This is a genomic window from Demequina phytophila (assembly GCF_000971135.1).
In the GTDB taxonomy this organism is placed as follows: domain Bacteria; phylum Actinomycetota; class Actinomycetes; order Actinomycetales; family Demequinaceae; genus Demequina; species Demequina phytophila.
Window position 1 is genome coordinate 339,626 of record NZ_BBLW01000002.1, and the last position, 16,396, is coordinate 356,021.

Here is a 16,396-nt window from a genome sequence, read left to right on the forward strand (position 1 = left end):
CGGGGTGGTGGCTCGCGTCAGCGAGCGTGGTCGTGGGTCGAGGCGAGGGTGCCGAGCAGGGCGAGAGACTCGTGGGATGCGGATCCCGGTGCGGCGGTGAATACCGTCATCTGGATGGCGTCCTGGCCCACCAGGTCGAGGCCGTTGAACGCGAGCTCGAGGTCGCCCACCTCGGCGTGGTGGAAGCGCTTCACGCCTGCGTCGTGCCGCCACACGTCGTGGCGGCCCCAGAGCTCGCGGAAGTGGTCGTTCCGGGTCGACAGCTCGCCGACCAGGTCATGCAACGGCTTGCTGTGGGGGTCGCGGCCGGCCTCGGTGCGGAGCTGCGCGACGTTGACGGCGGCGATCGTGTCCCAGTCGGGATAGAAGTAGCGTGCGCTGGGCTCGAGGAAGATGTAGCGCGCGAAGTTCGGCGGTTGGGTCGTGGCCGTGGCGATCATGTCCGACATCAGAGCCCCGCCAAGGGTGTTCCATGCGAGCAGGTCGGTGCGGCCGTTGCCGATGAGCGCGGCCGCGCCGGTCATGGAGTCCAGCAGCCACCGCATGCTCGGCTCGGGGGTCCACGGTCGCTCGCCCGTGCGCCGGGTTCGCGTGCGGCCTGCGGTCTGTGCGCCCTGATGGGCGAGACGGTAGAGGTGCTCGCGTTCGGCAGGCTCGAGCAGGAGCGCCTTCGCGAGTCCGTCGAGGACGGCCTCGGATGCACCCCCGATCGCTCCGCGTTCGAGCCGGGAGTAGTACTCGACGCTGACGCCGGCGAGGGCGGCGACCTCGCCACGGCGTAGCCCGGGCACGCGGCGGTCGCCGCCGCGCGGCAGGCCCACGTCCTCGGGCTCGATGCGTGCGCGGCGCGACATCAGGAACTCGCGCACCTCGCTGTGGTTGTCCATGCCGTCAGGATAGGGAGCCGCATCCGAGCGTGGGATGCCCTGCGAGGGCACGTCAGCAGCGGGACTCCCGCCCACTTCGCGTCCGCGTTTCGATGAGGTCATGAACAGGTACTCGATCGCGGTGCTCGCCTTGATCGCCGTCTGGCCCTTCGGCTCCACGGCATCCCTCGAGCGCATGCCTCTCGCTGTCGACGACAGCACCGGCGAGCCGCTCTGGTGGACCTGGTGAGCGCCGTGCCTCGCATGGCGCGCGCGGAACGGGAGGCCTCGCGTCGGCGCGAGGCGGGCTTGTGGATCGCTGTCATCCTCGGCACGCTGACAGTGTTCGGTCCGCTGTCGATGGACCTGTACCTGCCCGTCCTGCCGTCGCTCGCGCTCGACCTCGATGGAACCGCCTCGTCCGCACAGCTGACGATGACCGCATGCCTGATCGGTCTCGCCGCCGGTCAGGTGATCGCCGGGCCCCTCTCGGACCGGTACGGCCGGCGCGCGCCGCTGCTGGCCGGGCTGGTGGTCTACACGCTCGCCTCGGCCCTGTGTGCCATCAGTCCCACCATCGAGGTGCTCGTCGGCGCCCGAGTCCTCCAGGGCCTCGCCGGCGGCACGGGGCTTGTGATCGCGCAGACCGTCGGCCGCGACATCTACGACGGTGCACGCCTCACCCGTTACTACGCGCGCATCGTCGTGATCTCGGGCCTCGCCGCCATCGTCGCACCTGTGCTTGGCGGCTTCCTCGCCGAGCACCTGTCGTGGCGCGGCTTCTTCGTGATCCTGACCGCCGTCGGCGTGCTCGTGACAGGCGCGGTCGCCGTGGCGTTCCCCGACACGCTGCCGCGCGACCGTCGGACCAGCGGAGGCCTGAGCCGCCTTCGCGAACAGCTCGGCGTGCTCGCGCGCGATCGCCTCTACGTCGGCGCGACGGTGTCGAGCTCCCTCACCGCGGCCGCGTACTTTGCTTACCTCGCCGGCGCACCCTTCATCCTCCAGGGCATCTACGGTCTCGCTCCGTCCACCTTCGCGCTGGTATTCGGACTGAACGCCGCGGCCTTCGCCGTCGCAGGCTTCTCCGCGGGCCGCCTCGCGGAACCCATCGGCGACCGCGCGATCTTCGCGGCGGGCCTGGCGATCATGATCGCCGGCGGAGCGGCACTGCTCGTCGCCGCGCTGTGGCTGCCATCGCTGCCGCTGACCATCACCGCGTTCGTCCTCATCGCCGCCGGGGCAGCGGTGGTGTCGCCCCCGGCGACCACCCTCGCCCTGGTCGACTACCCGCATTTCGCGGGCACCGCATCGTCCATCCTCGGCATGACCCGCTTCGCCGCAGGCGCCGCCGCGGCACCCCTGGCTGGCGTCCTCGGTCCCGAGACTGCGACATCGACCGCCGTCGTCGCCCTCGCCGCCACGGTGGCGGGGACGGCGGTGTACGGCGCGCTGGTGCGCCGTACACCGCTCCCGGGAACCTAGGCGGTGAGCCGCCTCGCGCCACCCTCGTAGGCGACCACGGTGCCGTCGGGCAGCACCGCCTCGACGGGCACCCCGGCGGGCGAGTCGATGTCGAGCACGAAGCCGTCCTCGGACACCGACCATTCGACCGCGACGCGGCCCACGGGGGACTCGTGCGCCACCTTGACCCAGTCGATCCCGGGGCCCGGCTGCGGCTGGACTCGGATCGCCGCGTAGCCGGGCGCCGCGGCGCGGATGCCGCCCACCACCTGGTAGATCCAGTCCGCCACGGCGCCGAGCGCGTAGTGGTTGAAGCTGGTCATCTCGCCGGGGTTGATGGTGCCGTCCGGAAGCATCGAGTCCCAGCGCTCCCAGATGGTGGTCGCGCCCATGGTGACCGCATAGAGCCACGACGGGCACTCGGTCTGCAGCAGCAGGGCGTACGCGTCCTCGAGGTAGCCGTTCTCGGACAGCGCCCAGGTGACGAACGGCGTGCCGGCGAAGCCGGTGGTGATGACGTGGCCGCGCTCGCGGACCAGCTCGGCGAGCCGTGCCGCGCCGACGGTCTGCATCTCCTCGTCCAGCAGCCCGAAGCAGATCGCCAGGGCGTACACGGTGGTGCAGTCCGACAGGATCACGCCGTCGGCCGCGACGTAGTGCTCGTTGAACGCCGCGCGGGTGCGCGCGGCGAGCGCGTCCCAGCGCTGCGCATCGTCCTCGAGCCCGAGCTCGCGCGCGGTGGCCGCCGTGAATGCCGCCGACCGGTACAGGCATGCGGTCGCGACCACGGAGTTGTCCGCCTTCGCCTTGAAGGGCGCCTCCGGCGGGGCGTCGGGGTCGAGCCAGTCGCCGAACTGGAACTGCTCCTCCCACAGCCCGGTGGGGGACAGGCGCTTCTCGACGCCCTCGAGGTGCAGCACCATCCCCGGGTAGTACTGAGCGAGACGCTCGCGGTCGCCGTAGGCGTGCCACAGGGCCTCGGGGACCCACACGGCGGCGTCGCCCCAGATGGCGCTCGGGAACTTGGGGAAGATGTCGAACACGCCGCCCGTCGCGTACTTGAGCGGGTCGGGCACCACGTTGGGCACCGCGCCCTCCTGGGCGTGACGGGTCTCCTCGGCGAGGTCGAGCAGCCACTTGTGGAGCATGTCGGCGGTGTCGAACTGGAACGACGCGGTCGCCGCGAAGGCGGAAAGGTCGCCGGTCCAGCCCAGGCGCTCGTCGCGCTGGGGGCAGTCGGTGGGGACGTCGAGGAAGTTGCCCTTCTGGCCCCAGATCGAGTTGTGGATCAACTGGTTGACCAGGGGGCTCGAGCATTCGAAGCTCGACGTGGGGCGCATGTCGGAGTGCACCACCACGGCCTCGATCGCGTCGGGGTCGATGTCGCCGGGCCAGCCGGTGACCTCGGCGTAGCGGAAGCCGTGGAACGTGAAGGTGGGCTCGAACACGTCGGTGTCGCCGGAGAGGATGAACCGGTCGGTGGCCTCCGCCGCGCGGAGCGGGCGCGTGCCCAGCTCGTCGTGCTCGAGCACCTCGGCGTGGCGCACCGTGATCTCGGTGCCGGCCTCGCCGGCGACGGTGAGGCGCAGCCAGCCCACCAGGTTCTGGCCGAAGTCGATGAGCGTCCGGCCGGCCGGCGAGGTCCAGATCTTCACGGGCGCGAGCACCTCGTGGCGCACGATCAGCGGACCCACCTGGGGCAGCAGGCGCGAGCGGTCGAGCTCCGCCTCGCGCACCGCGAGAGCCTCGCCGGTCTCGATGCGTCCGTCGATGGTCTGCCCGTTGTACAGAGAATTGGTGGTGGTGGACGATGCGCGGGCCGCCCAGGCGGGGGAGGTGGCGATGGTCTGGGTGGTGCCGTCCGCGAAGGTGACCTCGAGCGCGGCGAGCAGCGCGATCTCGTGGCCGTAGTCGATCTTGGCGCCGTCGAAGCCGAGCGCACCGCGGTACCAGCCGTTGCCCAGGAGGATGTCGAGCTCCACCGCGTCGTCACCGGCCGCGACCTGCTCCGTGACGTCGAACTCCTGGTACTGGAGGCGCCACTCGTACGAGGTCCAGCCCGGGTTGAGCACCGACTCCGTCGCGGGGATGCCGTTCACGGTGGCCTCGTAGACGCCGTGCGCCGTCGCGATGAGGCGCGCCGCCGCGACCGCCTCCGCGGGCTGGTCGAGCGCGACGCTCGCAGAGAACAGCGGTGCGATGCCACGGTCGGCGACCGCGGTGATGGCGGCGGCGTGGGCGAGCAGGTCGGCAGCGGTGACGGTCATGAGAGCTCCGGCGGTTGGGCGCGCTCCGAAGCTCGGGGTGCCACGGCGCATCGCGAATCTGTGATGGATTGAATCGTATCAAAACCTGACCGTCGCCCGATTCCCGCGATCCGTGCGGCCATGCCTCGACGCAGGGACCGTGCGATCCGCGCGCGACCCGTCACGAGCATCGTCCCGATGAACGGGAATCCCGCCGGACGTTGTGCCACCCTGGGCCCGTGGCGAACTCGACCTCGGGCGACTCGGTGACCTCGCGGCTCGTGCGCGTGCTCGAGACCTTCACGCCGACGCGCACCGCCCAGACCGCCGCGGAGATCGGGCGCCGCGCCGGACTCCCGTCGTCCACCGCGCATCGGATCGTGGGAGAGCTGGTCGACGCGGGGTTGCTCGAGCGCGACGATGACAGGCGCGTGCGTGTCGGCATGCGCCTGTGGGAGCTCGCGACACGCTCGTCGCACGCGCTCCGGCTGCGGCAGGCGGCACTGCCGGCCATGGAGCGGGTGCAGGCGCGAGTGCGCGAGCACACGCAGCTCGCGATCCTCGAGCAGGGCGAGGCGCTCTTCCTCGAGCGGCTCAGCGACCCCGAAGCGGGGGCGAACATCACCCGCGTCGCGGGCCGGCTGCCGCTCCACGCGTGCTCGTCGGGCCTGGTGCTGCTCGCCTTCGGCGACCGCGCGCTCCAGGAGAGCGTGCTCGCAGGCCCGCTGCGCCCGCTCAGCCGGCGCACCCCCACCGACCCGGCCGTGCTGAGGCGCAAGCTCGACGAGGTGCGCACGCTCGGCCACGCGCTCGCACGGGGCTACGTCGAGGAGGTCTCGACGGGTCTCGCCGTGCCCGTCCGCGACGAGGGCGGCCGAGCGGTCGCGGCGCTCTCCGTGGTGCTCCCGCACGACTCCCCGACGGAGCTCGCGCTCGCGGAGCTCCGCCGTGCGGCTCGATCGACGGAACGCGCCCTGGCGCACGTGCGCTAGCGAGTCGCTTCCTTTCCCGTTCATCGGGAATGTGCGCCCGCGTGGTGTCGGGCGTGGCCAGGATGACGGCATCGACATCAAGGGAGATGCCATGACCACCGTCCGCACGCGCGTCGCGATCGTCGGAGCCGGCCCGGCCGGCCTGGTGCTGTCCCACCTGCTCGCGGGCGCGGGGATCGACTCCGTGATCCTCGACTCCCGCTCGCGGGAGGAGATCGAGAGCACCATCCGAGCGGGGATCCTCGAGCAGGGGACCGTCGAGCTGCTCGACGGCGTGCCGGGGAGCAGGGCGCGCACGGTCGGGAGCCGACACGACGGCATCGAGCTGCGCTTCTCCGGCGAGGGGCACCGCATCGACTTCGCCGCGCTCGTGGGCCGCGCGGTCTGGCTCTACCCTCAGCACGAGGCGCTCCGAGACCTCATCGCGGCCCGGCTCGAAGGGGGCCAGGACATCCGGTTCGGCGCCCGGGTCCACGAGGCCGTCGGCGCGGACTCCGACACGCCGGCCGTGGTCGCCACCACCGCCGATGGCGGGGAGCTCCACGTCGAGGCGGACTTCGTGGTCGGAGCGGACGGGTCCCACAGCGTGGTGAGGCGTGCGGTCTGCGGGTCCCACGGCGGCTACTTCCGCGAGTATCCGTTCGCGTGGTTCGGCATCCTGTGCGAGGCCCCGCCCAGCGCGCACGAGCTCATCTACTCCAACTCGCCCGACGGCTTCGCCCTCATCAGCCAGCGCACCCCGACCGTCCAGCGCATGTACTTCCAGTGCGACCCGGAGGCAGACGCCACCGCGCCCTCCGACGCGGAGATCTGGGACACGCTGCAGCGCCGCGTGCCGGGCCACGCCCTCGCCGAGGGGCCCATCTTCCAGCGCGACGTGCTGCGCTTCCGCAGCTTCGTCGCGAGCAGGCTCACACGCGGGCGCATGGCGATCGTCGGCGACGCCGCCCACACCGTCCCGCCCACGGGCGCCAAGGGAATGAACCTCGCCGTCGCCGACGTGGTGCTGTTGGCCGACGCGCTCGAGTCCCTGCTGCTGCGCGGCGACGCGACGGGGGTCGAGGGATTCGATGTGCGCGCGCTGACCCGCATCTGGAAGGCTCAGCACTTCTCGTGGTGGATGACGAGCATGCTGCACGTCGCGCCCGACGCCTCCGCATTCGATCGCCTGCGCCAGCTCGGCGAGCTCGAGTCCGTGGTCGGCTCGACCGCCGGGTCGACCTACCTCGCTGAGGCGTACACCGGCTGGCCGCTCTGACGAGACTTCACCTCCGACCGCTCCCCACACGCGACGCTCGATGTGAGCGTTCGCGTCATGCAACTCCCGGTGCAAACACGGAGTGGAGCGGTCACAGGTTCAGATTCCGTGTGGAGCGCGGTTGCGGGGTCACGCGCGCTCGCGCATCCGCATCGTCACCGCGTGCGCCTGATCGAGCAGCACCCGTCCGATCACGGGCTGCCGGTCGGGGGAGAAGCGCGCCTCGACGCCGGTCGCGGACAGCGCCCACGCTGGGCGTCCGGCGGCGTCGAAGATGGCGGCGGCCATGCCCCAGCTGCCCTCCACGATGAGCCCGGGATTGACCACATAGCCTGTCGCGCGCGCCGCCGCCAGCCGTGCCCGCAGCGGCGCCTCGGCGTGCGCGGGGCCCCAGGCCGGAGCGAGGTCCGCGCGCGCGAGGTACGCCTCGCGCTCGCCGTCGGGGAGCATGGCGAGGATCGCCAGTCCCGCCGACGCGACGCCGAGCGGGAAGCGGATCCCCTCGTAGAGCACGTGGGACCGGAGCGGGAAGGAGCCCTCCTCGCGCAGCAGGCACACCGACTCGTCGCCGCGCCGCGCGGAGAGGAAGGCGCTCTCGCCGGTGACGCGCGCGACCTCGCGCACCGCGTCGCGGGCCAGGGCGGTGATGTCGTAACGGTCCGCGGCGACCGCCCCGAGGATGTACGCCTCCGGGCCGAGGGTCCAGCCGCCGGCGCCGGCGCGATCGACCAACCCCTCGGCGGCGAGCGCGGACAGGAGACGATGCGCGGTGGGCCGGGTGAGGGACGTCGCCTCCGCGATGGCCGCAGTAGCCGCGGGCTCGCCCGCGAGCGCGCTCAGCGCGCGCAGCACCGCGCCCACTCGCGCCACCACCTGGGCTCCCTGCTCCGCCATCGCAACCCCCGCATCGTCCACTTTGTGGACACCCTACGGTGCGTTGGCCACATTCTGCGAGCACGTTGACCGTGATCTCGCGGGCGGTCTAGCGTCCATGGCATCCACAATGTGGTCATGAACGCTGAGACAAGGGAGTCGACGCATGGGGAAGCTGTATCCGAGCGCCGCGGACGCGGTGCGGGACGTGGTGCGGGACGGGCAGATCATCGCGGTGGGAGGGTTCGGCCTCAGCGGTAATCCGACCGACCTCATCGAGGCGGTGCGGGACAGCGGGGCGCGCGGCCTGACGATCGTCAGCAACAACATGGGCGTCGACGGCAAGGGCCTCGGCATCCTGCTCGAAGCCGGCCAGGTCCGCAAGGTGGTCGCGAGCTACGTCGGGGAGAACCGGCTGTTCGCGGAGCAGTACCTCGCGGGCGCGCTCGAGGTCGAGTTCGCGCCGCAGGGCACGCTCGCCGAGCGCATGCGCGCCGGCGGCGCGGGCATCGCCGGCTTCTACACCCGCACGGGAGTCGGCACGCCGGTCGCGGAGGGGAAGCCGGTTCAGACGTTCGACGGCGTCGACTACGTGCTCGAGCGGGGGATCGTCGCGGACGTCGCCCTCGTGAAGGCGCACCGCGCCGACACGGCGGGCAACCTGCGCTACCGCTTCACCGCGCGGAACTTCAACCCGCTCGCGGCCATGTCGGGCCGCATCACGCTGGTCGAGGCCGAGCATGTCGATCCGCACCCGCTCGACCCGGACACGGTCGAGACGCCCGGCATCTTCGTGCAGCGGCTGGTGCGGTCGGCGCCGCGGGTCAAGGACATCGAGCAGCGCACCACCAGGGAGGCCTGACATGGGATGGGACCGTGAGGAGATGGCCGCGATCGCGGCCGAGGAGCTGCGCGACGGCCAGTACGTGAACCTGGGGATCGGCATCCCCACGCTGGTGGCGAACCACCTGCCGCCCGGCGTGACCGTGACGCTGCAGAGCGAGAACGGGATGCTCGGGATGGGGCCGTTCCCGGTGACGGGCGACGAGGACGCGGACCTCATCAACGCCGGCAAGCAGACCGTCACGGTGCTGCCCGGGGGTAGCTTCTTCGACTCCGCCACCAGCTTCGCGATGATCCGGGGCGGCCACGTGGACGCCGCGATCCTGGGCGCCCTGCAGGTGTCCGCGACGGGCGACCTCGCCAACTGGACCATCCCGGGCAAGCTCGTGAAGGGCATGGGCGGCGCGATGGACCTGGTCGCCGGCACCAAGCGCGTGGTGGTCATCACCGATCACGTCGCCAAGGACGGCACGCCCAAGATCGTCGCGGAGTGCACGCTGCCGCTCACGGGGGTGGGCGTGGTGAACCGGATCGTCACCGACCTCTGCGTGCTCGACATCGAGGAGGGCAGTCTGGTGCTCAGGCGGCTGGCGCCCGGGGTGACGTTCGAGCAGGTCGCGGAGGCCACCGGCGCGCCGGTGCGGGTCGAGGAGCCGGTCGGGGAGGGTGCCGCGTGAGCGTGGTCATCGCGGGCTACGCCCGCACGCCTTTCGTGAAGTACTGCGGCGCGTTCGCCCGCGTCCCCGCGACGGCCCTCGGCGCGCACGCCGCGGCGGCCGCGCTGGAGCGTGCGGCGATCGCGCCGGACCGGGTGGACGCGGTGGTCGCAGGCCAGGTTCTCCAGGGAGGCGCCGGCCAGAACCCCGCCCGCCAGTCCGCCGTGGGCGCCGGCATCCCCATGACCGTGCCCGCGTCGACCCTCAACGTGGTGTGCCTGTCCGGCACGGAGGCCGTCGCCCAGGGCGCCCGGCTCATCGCCGCCGGCGAGGCCGAGGTGGTGCTCGCGATCGGCCAGGAGTCCATGACGCTCGCGCCCCACGCGTACGTCGGGTCGCGGATGGGCGCGCGTTACGGCGCGATCGAGATGCTCGACACGCTCGCGCACGACGGACTCACCGACGCGTTCGAGCACCGCGCCATGGGCGCCTCCACCGAGGAGCACTCCGAGCGGTACAGCCTCACCCGCGAGGAGCAGGACGCGTGGGCGGCCGAGTCCCACCGCCGCCTCGCCGCGTCCCTCGAGTTCCAGGCCGAGGAGATCGCGCCGCTCACCTCGCCGCGAGCGGACGATGCGGTGGTCGCCGACGACGGCCTGCGCGCCGGCACCACGGTCGAGTCGCTCGCGCGGCTGCGTCCCGCGTTCGGCGGCCGGGGCACCATCACCGCGGGCAACGCCTCGCAGATCTCCGACGGCGCGGCCGCGATCGTGCTCGCGCGCGAGGGGCTGGTGGAGAACCCGCTGGCGCGCGTGCTGTCGTGGGCGCTCGTCGCCGGGCCGGACGTCTCGCTCCACACGCAGCCGGCCAATGCGGCGCGCGCCGCGCTCGCGCGGGCCGGACGCGCCGTCGAGGACGTCGCCGCGTTCGAGATCTCCGAGGCGTTCGCCGCGGTATCGCTCGCGTCCACGCGTGCGCTCGCCGTGGACCCGGCGATCGTCAACGTGCATGGCGGCGCGATCGCGCTCGGCCACCCGATCGGCGCGTCGGGGACGCGCATCGTCGGGACGGTGGCACGCACCGCGGCGCTGTCCGGACCCGGCGCGCTCGGCGTGGCCGCGATCTGCGGCGGCGGCGGACAGGGCTCGGCGGTGGTGGTCGAGGCGCTCCGATGACCGCCACCGCACCCGCACCAGTGGAGGCCGGCCCCGTTCGGGAGCTCGCCGCCGCCGCTTGGATCGCCCCGCACGAACCCGTGGTCGCGCCGGCGGGCGAGCGTCCCGCCCACCTGCTGCGCGCATCGTTCACCGTCGCCCCCGGTCGCAGCCCGCTGTCCCTGGTCGCGACCGCGCACGGCGTCTACGAGGCGTTCCTCAACGGCGCACGAGTCGGCGACGACGAGCTCGAACCGGGCTTCACCGCCTACCGCAAGCGCCTCGAGGTGCAGACCTACGACGTCACCCCGCTGGTCCGCGAGGGCGAGAACACCCTGGTGTTCCTGCTGTCCGACGGCTGGTTCCGCGGCCGTCACGGCTTCCAGAGGCGCCCGGATGGCTTCGGCGAGAGGACGGCGATGCTCGCCGCGATCGTGGGGGACGATGCGGTGGTCGCCGCGACCGGCGCCGGCTGGGAGTCGCGCCCGAGCCACGTCACCCGCGCCGACCTCATGGATGGCCAGGCCGTCGACCTGCGCCTGCTCGATGACGCGTGGTTCACGGGTGGCGGCGACGGATGGGCCTTTGTGGACGCGCCGTACGATGCGCTGCTCGCCGACCGCGCGCGCCTGACGCCGGCCGCGGGTCCCCGCGTGCGCCGCAGCGACGAGCTCGCGCCCGTCGCGATCACGCACCCGCGTCCCGGCACGGCGGTGATCGACCTGGGACAGAACATCAACGGCTGGATGCGCCTGACGGAGCTCGGCCCCGCCGGCACCCACCTCACCCTCACGCACGGCGAGGTGCTCGACGCGGACGGGCTCGTCACCCTCGAGCACCTCCGGGCCTTCAACTTCGCGACGCGCGCGCTGCTGCCTGCCGGGCAGGTCGACGAGGTGATCTCCGCGGGGCGGCCGGGCGACGTGTTCGAGCCGCGCCACACCACGCACGGCTTCCGCTACGTCCAGGTCGACGGCGTACCCGACGGGCTGTCCCTCGGCGGCGCGTGCGGCGTGATGGTCGAGAGCGACCTGGCCCGCACCGGAGAGTTCGCGTGTTCCGACCCGAGCCTCGAGCGCCTCCACGAGGTGGTGCGGTGGAGCCTGCGCGGCAACGCCTGCTCCGTCCCGACGGACTGCCCGCAGCGCGAGCGGTCGGGCTTCACCGGCGACTGGCAGATCTTCGTCGCCGCCGGCGCGCTGCTCGCCGACGTCGACGACTTCTCGCGCCGCTGGCTGCGCGACCTCGCCGCGGACCAGTGGGCCGACGGCCGCATCCCCACAGTGGTGCCCAACCCGCCTGGAGACCGGCCCTCGGGCGACGCCTTCGAGGACATGTCCGCGGGCTCGGCCGGCTGGGGCGACGCTGCAGCGATCGTGCCGTGGGAGCTCTGGCGCGCCTACGGCGCCGTCGACGGGCTGCGCGAGTCGCTGCCCGCCGCGCTCGCGTGGGTGAGGTACGCCGCCGGGCGCGCCGCCGCGGGCCGCCACCCCGACCGCGCCGCCGCCCGGCCCGGGGCCGCGCCGCACGAGCGCTACCTGTGGGACATCGGCTTCCACTTCGGCGAATGGCTCGAGCCCGGTGTGCCGCCGAACCCGGACCCGACCGTCGACCACGGCATCGTCGCCACGGCCTTCCTGCACCGCTCCGCTCATCTCACCGCCCTCATCGCGGGGATCGTGGGGGAGGACGATGCGGCGGCCGAGTGCCGCGCCATCGCGGAGGGAGCGCTTGAGGCTTGGCGCGCCGAGTACCTGCGCGCCGACGGGACACTGACCGAGGAGCGTCAGGCGCACTACGTCCGCGCGCTCGTATTCGGGCTGGTGCCCGCGGAGCTGCGCGCGGCGACCGCGGAGCGGCTCGCCGCGCTGATCGAGCAGTCCGGCGGACACCTCGGCACAGGCTTCCTCGCCACGGGTCAGCTGCTGCCCGCGCTCGCCGACCATGGTCAGGCCGCTCTCGCTCATCGGCTGCTCGTGTCGACCGGCCACCCGTCGTGGCTCGGCATGCTCGACGCCGGCGCCACCACGATGTGGGAACGGTGGGACGCGGTGATTCCGGACGGGAGCGTGCAGGGCTCGCTCAACCACTACTCCAAGGGCGCGGTGATCGCGTTCCTCCACACCCACGTGGCGGGCCTGCGCCTGCCCGCGGAGCCGGCGCCGGGGGAGGAGGCGTACCGCCGCGTCGTCATCGAGCCCGTGCCCGGGGCGCTCACGTGGGCGCGCACCCGGCAGGTCACGCGCCGCGGGCCCGTCGAGGTCGCGTGGCGGATCGAGGACGGGACCTTCACGCTCGACGTCGTGCTGCCCGAGCGCACGGTGGCGGAAGTGCGGCTCCCGGGCGGTGCCGTCCACGAGGCGGTCGGCGGGGCGCACCGGTACGTCGCGGAGGACATCCACGGCTGAGGGGTGCGCCCGCCGCGCGCGGTCTCATGCGCGCGCGGCGGGCGCTGCCTGGTCAGGCGAAGCGCGTCACCAGCTCGCCCACCCCCTCCACGCGGCTCGTCAGCACCTCGCCCGCGCGGAGGAAGCGCGGAGGGGTGCGGCGGTTCCCGATGCCCGCTGGCGTGCCGGTGAAGATGAGGTCCCCCGGCAGCAGCGTCACCACCGCCGAGAGCCGCGCGATCAGCTCGGGGATGTCGTAGATCATCCGCGACGTCCGGGAGTCCTGCATGGTCTCCCCGTCGATCGCGCAGGAGATCGCCAGGTCGTCGCGGTCCGGCAGCGCGTCCGGCGTCACGAGCCACGGCCCCGTGGGCGAGAAGCCCGGGTGCGACTTCGCGAGGCTGAACTGCGGCATCGTCCCCGCGAGCTGGGCGATCCGCTCCGAGAGGTCCTGGCCCACGGTCACGCCCGCCACGTGCGCCCAGGCGTCGGAACGCGCGATCCCGTGACCGCCGACACCTATCGCGACGACCAGCTCGACCTCCCAGTCGACGTTCCCGTCGGGCAGGGCCACGGTCGCCTCGTTCCCCGTGAGGCTCGAGGCGAACTTGGTGAAGGTCACTGGCAGGCTGTCGGGCGGGTAGCCCGCCTCGTCCGCGTGCTCGCGGTAGTTCACGCCGATCGCGAAGATCTGCGCGGGGCGCGGCACGGGGGCGCCGAGCCGCGCGGGGTCCAGGGGCAGCGCCCGGGCACCCGGCGCATCGTCCCTCAGGCGCTCGGCTGCCCACGACGCGAAGCCGCGCCAGTCCGCGAACGCTGCCATGGGGTCGGGGCCGAAGCGCCCGCCCGAGGCCTCCGCCACATCGACGGCCCGCCCCTCCTCGGTGACGAGGACGAGGCGGCCGTCGAGGTTGGCGACCCTCACCAGTCGACCCGCACGGGAGCGGGCTCGCCGTACGCGTCCTGCCAGGAGATGATCGGGTTGCGCAGAGTGCCGATGCCTTCGATCTCAGCCTCGACCACGTCGCCGGGCTTGAGGTAGAAGTCGAACGGGTTCTTCTGGACCGCGGCGACGCCCGAGATGGTGCCCGTGGTGATGAGGTCGCCGGGGGAGTAGACCTGCGGCGAGTGGTACGCGACCAGGTGGGGCCATGTGATGCGGGTCTTGCTGGTGTTGCCGCTCTGGCGCACCTCGCCGTTGACGCGCAGCTCCATCGCGAGGTTGTGCATGTCCGGGACCTCGTCCTTGGTGACGATCCACGGGCCGATGGGGCAGAACGTGTCGATGCCCTTGGAGAACGAGAACACGCCGGACTCCATCTCCTTGCGCTGGATGTCGCGCGCGGTGATGTCGTTGAAGACGGTGAAGCCGGCGATGTAGTCCTCGGCCTCGTCGGGGCCGAAGAACTTGCCTCCCTTGCCGATGACGATCGCCAGCTCGAGCTCGTAGTCCAGCTCGCGGGTGAGGCCCTCCGGGTACACGATCGGGTCCTCGGGGCCGATGATCGCGTCGAGGTTCTGGAAGAACACGATGCCCTTGTGGACCGGGTGCGACCAGTCGACGGCGGTGAGCTCGTTGTGGTGGTCGATGAAGTTGCCCGCCGTGTGGAAGAACTTCTTGGGGCGGATCGGGGCGCGCAGCGTGACGTCCTCGTAGCGCAGGCGCTCGCCGGTCTCGCCGACCTTGCCGCCGCGTTCGAAGTACTCGCGCGTCGACGGGACGTCGAGCTCGATGACCACGCCCTCCTCGAGCTCGAGGCGGCCGACGCGGCCCTCGTCGAAGGTGATGAGCTTCATTGCTTCTCCTCTTTGTCTGTCGTGGTGTCCGGGGGGGTCGGCGCGCCTACGCGCCGACCATGTTGAAGCCGCCGTCGGCGAGCATGTAGCCGCCGGTGAGGTGAGCCGACTCGTCGGTCGCGAGCCACAGGCAGGCGCCGGCGACGAACTCGGGCGGCGGGATGTGGCCCATGGGTGTCTGCGAGATCAGCACCTCGCGGCGGCCGCTCTTCCAGTCCTCGCGCTGCAGCAGCCGCTCGGTCTCCATGAAGCCCGGCGCGAAGGTGTTGACACGCACCGCGGGGGCGAAGGCCTTCGCGTAGGACTTGGTGATGCCGAGGATCGCGTACTTGGCGGCGGCGTACTGCGGCGCGCGGGGCGAGCCCTTGACCACCACGGTGGAGCCGACGTTGACGATCGCGCCGTGCCCCTGCTCGAGCATGCGGGCGCCGAACTCGTGGGTCATGAGCAGCGTGCCCTTGACGTCGACATCGACCACGGCGTCGAGCGCCTCCTGAGTGAGCTCCTTCCACGACATCTGCTCGCTCGAGACGTCGCCCACGTTGTTGACGAGCACGTCGAGGCCGCCGAACGCCTCCCACACCTCGTCGGCCATGCGCTTGATCTGGTCCCAGCTGATGATGTCCGCCTGGACCAGGATGCCGTCCGAGCCGGCCTCGCGGATCCGCGCGAGAGTGGCCTCCGCGCCCGCCTTGGACGAACGGTAGTGGACGGCCACGCGCGCGCCCTCCTGGGCGGCGCGCACGGCGATCTCGGCGCCGAATCCGGTGCCGGCTCCTGTCACAAGAACGGTCTTGCCGGCGAAGCGGGGGAAGATCTGGGACATCGCGTCTCTCCTTCGAGGCGTGGGGGTGGGTCAGGCGCGCGCCGTGGCGGCGCGCTCGTGGATGAAGCGGGACATGCGGGCGAGGACGGCGAGCCGATGCGGGTCCTCGAGGCCGTTGAGGAACCCGTGCTCGGAGCCCGCGGCGCGCACCGCCTCGACCTCCACGCCGGCCGCGGCCAGCTCCGCGGCGTAAGCCTGGCCGGAGGCGCGCAGGCGGTCGCTGTCGGCGTTGACGATGAGCGTGGGTGCCACTCCGCGCGGGTCGTGCCCGCCGGGGAAGGCGTACGGGTCCGTCGCGGGCGCCCCGCCGAGATAGTTGGCGTTGATCCCGGCGGTGGCTTCGGGCGACATGTCGAAGCCCGACGTGAGGCGCGCGATCTTGGCCGCGAGCTCCTCGTCCGGCTCGGGGAGCGTGGAGTGGAGCACGGGATAGATGAGGCACGATGCGCTCGGCACGTTCGCGCCGCGGTCCCGCAGGCGCAGGGCCGCGCCCGCGGCGAGGTTGCCTCCCGCGCTCGCGCCGCCGATCGCGACGGCGTGAGCGACCCCGCCGAGGTCCGTCGCGTGCTCCGCGGCCCAGTCGAAGGCGGCGACGGCCTGGAGCGACGCGACCGGGAACGGCGCGCGCGAGCGACCCGAGCCGAGCGACTTGACCAGGTCCTCGGGCGACGGCATGCCGTCCTGCGGCGGGGGAAGCGGGATGGATGCGAGCGCGTCGATGGGCGCGAGCGTGTAGTCCACCGAGACCACGGACGTGCCGTGCTCCGCGAGGTATCGCGAGGTGGCATCCGCCTCGGGCACGTCGAGGTCGCCGAAGATGAACGCGCCACCGTGCAGCCACACCGCGATGGTGCCGTCGGGACGGGCGGCCGGGTACACCCGGATGCCGAAGTCGTGGCCCGCCGCGCGGAGCGCGAGGTCCTCGGTGGCGATCGTGATCATCGTCGATCTCGCTTTCATTGACCAAAAAGCACTTTCAATGGTTGAATTTACGGCGGGACCGATGTGGCGTCAACCGCGACCCGCCGGTCCCG

The 16,396-nt window shown here is 72.4% G+C and carries 15 protein-coding genes; 8 read left to right on the top strand and 7 right to left on the bottom strand.

The window, feature by feature from the left end:
* Window positions 1–17: 17 nt before the first annotated feature.
* On the bottom strand, window positions 18–887 hold the full coding sequence (locus AOM01_RS04330; protein WP_062289468.1) for a helix-turn-helix transcriptional regulator: 870 nt from the start codon (window positions 885–887) through the stop codon (window positions 18–20).
* A gap of 100 nt (window positions 888–987) precedes the next feature.
* Here AOM01_RS04330 and AOM01_RS14770 point away from each other — a divergent pair, with 100 nt between their 5' ends.
* Together AOM01_RS14770 and AOM01_RS04335 are read left to right on the top strand one after the other, a co-directional pair.
* Entirely contained in the window at window positions 988–1,116 is a 129-nt protein-coding gene (locus AOM01_RS14770; protein ID WP_267127723.1) for a hypothetical protein, read from the top strand.
* Window positions 1,113–2,351, top strand: a complete 1,239-nt coding sequence (locus AOM01_RS04335) for a multidrug effflux MFS transporter (RefSeq protein WP_228374208.1) — start codon at window positions 1,113–1,115, stop codon at window positions 2,349–2,351. Before AOM01_RS14770 ends, AOM01_RS04335 begins: the two co-directional genes overlap by 4 nt.
* On the opposite strand, the gene AOM01_RS04340 is transcribed toward AOM01_RS04335, so the two are convergent.
* Window positions 2,348–4,597, bottom strand: coding sequence for an alpha-L-rhamnosidase (locus AOM01_RS04340; RefSeq protein ID WP_062289472.1), 2,250 nt, complete (start codon window positions 4,595–4,597; stop codon window positions 2,348–2,350). The genes AOM01_RS04335 and AOM01_RS04340 overlap by 4 nt on opposite strands.
* A gap of 218 nt (window positions 4,598–4,815) precedes the next feature.
* Between AOM01_RS04340 and AOM01_RS04345 the strand changes: the two genes are divergently transcribed.
* On the top strand, window positions 4,816–5,568 hold the full coding sequence (locus AOM01_RS04345; protein ID WP_062289475.1) for an IclR family transcriptional regulator: 753 nt from the start codon (window positions 4,816–4,818) through the stop codon (window positions 5,566–5,568).
* 91 nt (window positions 5,569–5,659) lie between these two features.
* Window positions 5,660–6,826 carry a 4-hydroxybenzoate 3-monooxygenase gene (locus AOM01_RS04350; RefSeq protein WP_062289479.1) on the top strand — a complete coding sequence of 389 codons (1,167 nt, stop codon included), beginning with the start codon at window positions 5,660–5,662 and terminating at the stop codon, window positions 6,824–6,826.
* Window positions 6,827–6,955: 129 nt separating this feature from the next.
* Here the strand turns inward: AOM01_RS04350 and AOM01_RS04355 are convergent, their stop codons facing one another.
* A complete protein-coding gene (locus tag AOM01_RS04355) occupies window positions 6,956–7,720 on the bottom strand; it encodes an IclR family transcriptional regulator (protein WP_062289482.1) in 765 nt (254 codons plus the stop codon).
* Window positions 7,721–7,865: 145 nt separating this feature from the next.
* On the opposite strand from AOM01_RS04355, the gene AOM01_RS04360 reads away from it, so the two are divergent.
* The 4 genes from AOM01_RS04360 to AOM01_RS04375 are packed head-to-tail and all read left to right on the top strand — an operon-like array spanning window position 7,866 to window position 12,760.
* Entirely contained in the window at window positions 7,866–8,561 is a 696-nt protein-coding gene (locus tag AOM01_RS04360) for a CoA transferase subunit A (protein ID WP_062289485.1), read from the top strand.
* A gap of 1 nt (window position 8,562) precedes the next feature.
* Window positions 8,563–9,219 (top strand): 3-oxoacid CoA-transferase subunit B, encoded by a 657-nt coding sequence (locus AOM01_RS04365; protein WP_062289488.1) that lies wholly within the window; start codon window positions 8,563–8,565, stop codon window positions 9,217–9,219.
* Window positions 9,216–10,373: an acetyl-CoA C-acyltransferase gene (locus AOM01_RS04370; protein WP_062289491.1), complete on the top strand. Its 1,158-nt coding sequence runs from the start codon at window positions 9,216–9,218 to the stop codon at window positions 10,371–10,373. Before AOM01_RS04365 ends, AOM01_RS04370 begins: the two co-directional genes overlap by 4 nt.
* A complete protein-coding gene (locus AOM01_RS04375) occupies window positions 10,370–12,760 on the top strand; it encodes an alpha-L-rhamnosidase (protein ID WP_062289494.1) in 2,391 nt (796 codons plus the stop codon). Before AOM01_RS04370 ends, AOM01_RS04375 begins: the two co-directional genes overlap by 4 nt.
* Before the next feature lie 52 nt (window positions 12,761–12,812).
* Here the strand turns inward: AOM01_RS04375 and AOM01_RS04380 are convergent, their stop codons facing one another.
* Genes AOM01_RS04380 through AOM01_RS04395 form a run of 4 tightly spaced genes read right to left on the bottom strand, consistent with a single transcriptional unit; the run spans window position 12,813 to window position 16,304 of the window.
* Window positions 12,813–13,664 carry a fumarylacetoacetate hydrolase family protein gene (locus AOM01_RS04380; protein ID WP_062289497.1) on the bottom strand — a complete coding sequence of 284 codons (852 nt, stop codon included), beginning with the start codon at window positions 13,662–13,664 and terminating at the stop codon, window positions 12,813–12,815.
* Window positions 13,661–14,536, bottom strand: a complete 876-nt coding sequence (locus tag AOM01_RS04385; RefSeq protein ID WP_062289499.1) for a fumarylacetoacetate hydrolase family protein — start codon at window positions 14,534–14,536, stop codon at window positions 13,661–13,663. The genes AOM01_RS04380 and AOM01_RS04385 overlap by 4 nt, the downstream gene beginning before the upstream one ends.
* A 46-nt stretch (window positions 14,537–14,582) precedes the next feature.
* The gene (locus tag AOM01_RS04390; protein WP_062289501.1) at window positions 14,583–15,362 is read right to left on the bottom strand and encodes an SDR family NAD(P)-dependent oxidoreductase; all 780 of its coding nucleotides are present in this window, start codon (window positions 15,360–15,362) and stop codon (window positions 14,583–14,585) included.
* Window positions 15,363–15,392: 30 nt separating this feature from the next.
* Window positions 15,393–16,304 (bottom strand): alpha/beta hydrolase fold domain-containing protein, encoded by a 912-nt coding sequence (locus AOM01_RS04395; protein WP_062289503.1) that lies wholly within the window; start codon window positions 16,302–16,304, stop codon window positions 15,393–15,395.
* Window positions 16,305–16,396 lie beyond the last annotated feature (92 nt).